Annotated in this window: 2 protein-coding genes and 1 pseudogene; all 3 read right to left on the bottom strand. The window is 59.8% G+C overall.

Annotated elements, in window-relative coordinates:
- Positions 1-947, bottom strand: a 947-nt coding sequence (locus tag ACTG34_RS09655) for a DUF2235 domain-containing protein (RefSeq protein WP_439104716.1), incomplete at its 3' end; no start/stop codon positions are given.
- A complete protein-coding gene (locus tag ACTG34_RS09650) occupies positions 934-3,237 on the bottom strand; it encodes a xanthine dehydrogenase family protein molybdopterin-binding subunit (protein ID WP_439104715.1) in 2,304 nt (767 codons plus the stop codon). The genes ACTG34_RS09655 and ACTG34_RS09650, both read right to left, overlap by 14 nt.
- A gap of 120 nt (positions 3,238-3,357) precedes the next feature.
- Positions 3,358-4,021: pseudogene (locus ACTG34_RS09645) on the bottom strand (type III PLP-dependent enzyme); the annotation flags it as partial.

The raw sequence follows: 4,021 nt of genomic DNA, 5'->3' as shown, positions 1-4,021 counted from the left end.
CGCCGCGAACCGACTGAGGGCGCATATGGGTCGGCCAGATAGCGTGACCGCCAGCCTTTTGGCAGGACAAGTCCCGCCATCTCCGCCTTATCAAGCATCCACACAAGCGTGGTATTCGACAATTTGCGGGCGGGGACGTAGCCGCTCAACTGCCCGCCGACATCGCCGTGCGTGCCGCGAAACCACATCTGTTGGAGGTGTTGATCGGGCATGTCCGGATTTGTCTCGAACATCACAGGGGCATAGGCACCACGGCTCTCGTGCGCGGACAGGGCATGATAGACGAACTTTGCACTGCGCGGCGGATAGAGGTCGTGAAAGGCGTGAAACACCGAGCTAAGCCGCCAGATCACCGGAAACTGTAGGCCAACGGCCGCAACAGTGTCCCACACGCCCAAGAATTCTATTGGTGTCGTGTCGTGACAATACGCAGCGCGAAACGCCTGTGACGGGGCCAGCGTTGGACCCGTTTGGTAGTGTCGATAGGCGATCGTAACATTTTGTTCGGTGGCATGCTGGGCCTTGATCAGGCCGACTTTGTCGATGAAGCCCGCAAGCGAGCGCACGGCGTAGGCTCCGCGCGAGTAGCCCATCAGATAGATCCGGTCACCGGGATGATAGCGCGAGGCAAGCGCGCCATAGACGCGTTTGATCTGCTTGTTGATCCCACGGCCCTCGATGACGTCACGCGCGTCGCGCCATGTTTTCATCTGGATGCCCGCCTCATAGCGCACGATCATGTTGGCCTCATCGGTGGCTTGCGTGGCCAGTCGATACGTTAAGCCCGCGTTGGTCTCGAATCCCTCCTCAAGCGAGGACATCGTGCCATCGAGAATGATTAGATGTGTGACAGGGCCACGCGCACGTGCCGCACCCGAAACACGGATGCGTGGACGGATCGAAAAGAGTTGGCGAAAGCGTTGAAGAAGCGCGTTACTGTGCGGCAAATTTCTCGCTTTCTTTAGCGCCGTTCACCGCGCGCCAGACCTTTTGCGGTGTGAACGGCATGTCGATGCGGCGCACACCAAGCGGCCAAAGCGTATCCGCCACGGCGTTGGCCACGGCGGCCAGAGCGCCCACGGTGCCCGCTTCACCGCAGCCTTTCATCCCCATAACGTTATGGGTCGAGGGCACGGGTTCGGAGACAAATTTGACAAAGGGCATATCGTCGGCGCGGGGCATCGCGTAGTCCATGAAGGACGCGGTGACGAGTTGGCCCTCATCGTCATAAACGCACAGCTCGGTGAGCGCCTGTCCAATGCCTTGGGCCACGCCGCCGTGGACCTGACCCTCGGCCAACATCGGGTTGATCAGATTGCCGAAATCGTCGGCCACAGAGTATTTCACCACCTTGGTCTCGCCCGTCTCGGGATCGATTTCCACCTCTGCGATGTGACACCCGTTGGGGTAGGACCGCCCTTCGATTTCGGCCTGTTCGCGCACGGACAAGAGATCATCACGGCCTTTGTCGCGCGCCAAAGCCGCAGCCTCTAGCATGGTGGGCGTCTCGTTGGTGCCCTCAACGCGGAACCGTTCGTCGTCAAATGTCACCTCGCCGCCAAATTCGGCTTTGAGAAAGGCGCTCATGTTGGTTATGAGCGTGCCCACGGTTTTGAGCGTGGCGTTGTTTTGCGTGGTCACAGAGCGCGATCCACCCGTGCCGCCACCCGATGGGATACGGTCACTGTCGCCTTGGATCACGTCGATCAAGGCTGCGGGAATGCCGGTTTGATCGGCCAAAAACTGGGCATAGACCGTTTCGTGGCCCTGCCCGTTTGACTGGGTTCCGACGTAAAGATTCACGCCGCCATCGTCGCGAAATTCGACATGCGCCCATTCATCCGGATCGCCAAGGATGCTTTCAATGTAGTAACAAAGCCCCCGTCCGCGCAGCTTGCCTGCCGCCTCCGACGCCGCTTTGCGCGCGGCAAATCCGTCCCAATCGGCCTCGGCCAATCCACGGTCCATCACTTTGTTGAAATCGCCTACATCATAGAGTTCGCCCGTGGCGGTGCGGTAAGGAAAGGCATCGACAGCGATGAAGTTTTTGCGGCGCAGGGTCACAGGATCAACGCCCAACTCGCGCGCCGCTTGATCCATTGCGCGCTCAAGGGCAAAAATCGCCTCGGGACGTCCCGCGCCACGGTAAGCATCTACGAGCGAGGTATTGGTGTAAATGCCGCGCACACGCAAAAACGCCGCTTGGCAATCATAGGTGCCCATCAGGACCTTTTCGAACAGCTCCGACTGGATCGGTTGGCCGTAGTGCGAATTATAGGCCCCAAGGTTGGAAATCGTATCGACACTGTAAGCAATGAGTTTGTGATCGGCGTCAAAGCCCAATTCACAAGTCGAAATTAGATCGCGGCCCGCGTGATCCGACAACATGCCCTCCGTGCGCTCGGACATCCACCGCACGGGACGCGCGATGTATTTGGAGGCGGCGGCAATCATAAAGTACTCGGGGAACGGCATGCCTTTGAGACCAAACCCACCGCCCACATCGGGATTGGTGATGCGCACACGTTCGCGGTCGATGCCAAGGTTATCGGCCAAATCGTCCTTCATCCCCCACACGCCTTGTCCGCCAAAACACAGGTGAACGCGGCCATCGTCACCCCATTCGGCATATGCGCCGCGCGGCTCCATCGGGGCGATCAGAACACGGTTGTCCATCACGGGTACGGTGACGCGGTGAGCGGCGGTGGCCATAACGGCGGCCACGGTGGCCCCATTGCCCTTTTCATAGTCATAGGCGATATTGTCGGGGGCCTCATCGTGGATCTGTGGCCCGCCCGTCTCAAGGCCGACATGCACAGGTAGATCATCAAAATCGAATGCAATCAGCTCGGCGGCATCTTTGGCCTGAGCCAGCGTCTCAGCAATCACACAGGCAATCGGCTCGCCCACGTAGCGCACGCGCCCCTCGGCCAGAATGGGGCGTTTGGGATCGGCGGCAGGCGTGCCATCGGCATTGGTGATCACCTCGCCCTTTTGGTAGGGATGCAGGCCGATCTGTGCCAGATCGTCGAATGTCAAAACCGCCAACACGCCCTCGGCGTCACGGGCATCCGACACATCCAATTCGGTGATCTCGGCATGGGCCACGGGCGAGCGCAGAATATAGGCAACGGCTGACCCCTCAGGGGCGATATCATCGACGTAGCGTCCACGTCCGGTCAAAAAACGCGTGTCTTCGCGGCGTTTCACGGGTTGGCTTTTTCCGAACTTATCCATGGCGCAATCCTTCGTTTGGGCGAGACATGAAAAACCCCGCTGCTACTTAAGAGTAGCGGCGGGGCGAGACATGTAAAGGGCGCAGATGCGCAGGACGCGTGTGCAGTTTGTACCGCGAAGTTAAGCCGCAAGTGCGCGCAGGGCGCAGGTCTGGCTTTGCACGATCTCAACGGTGAGGTTTCCAAACCCGTTAAAACGTGTTGCGGTCGCAATCGAATAGGCCCCGACACCATAGAAGATCACGTGATCCTCTTCTTGCATATCGCATGGAAAGCCGATCTCGGACGGCAATTTATCGGTGCTGTCACAGGTCGGGCCGAACACGGTGCGCAAGACGGGATCACCGGTGCGCAGCTGCGCCTCGGGGCCGAATGCGTCGATACGGTCGATGACGCCAACGAGGTGCAGCTCGGACAATGCGCCGTAGATGCCATCATTAATGAACACATGTGCATCGTCGCGAATGGCGCGCACACGCGTGGCAAGCGCATAGCTTTCAGCCACAAGCGCACGACCGGGCTCGCACACGAGTGCGGGACGATCCGCGCCAAAGGCCTCGTCGGTCACGCGGTCGATCAGCGCAAATGTTGCGTCAAGCTGTGGGATCACATCGTTGAGACGGTGCGAGGGGAACCCGCCGCCCACGTTCAAGCGATTGATGCGCACGCCTGTGTCGCGGCCAATGCCCGCAGCGGCGTGGATGTAGGACGCCCATGCCGCAGGGTCGGTGCACTGTGTGCCCGGGTGGAAGGTGAGCGACACGGTAAAGCCAAGAGCCTGAGCG

It is taken from the genome of Celeribacter marinus, from assembly GCF_965656515.1.
Taxonomy (GTDB): Bacteria; Pseudomonadota; Alphaproteobacteria; order Rhodobacterales; family Rhodobacteraceae; genus Celeribacter; species Celeribacter marinus_D.
This window is presented reverse-complemented; position numbering and strand designations above follow the sequence as displayed.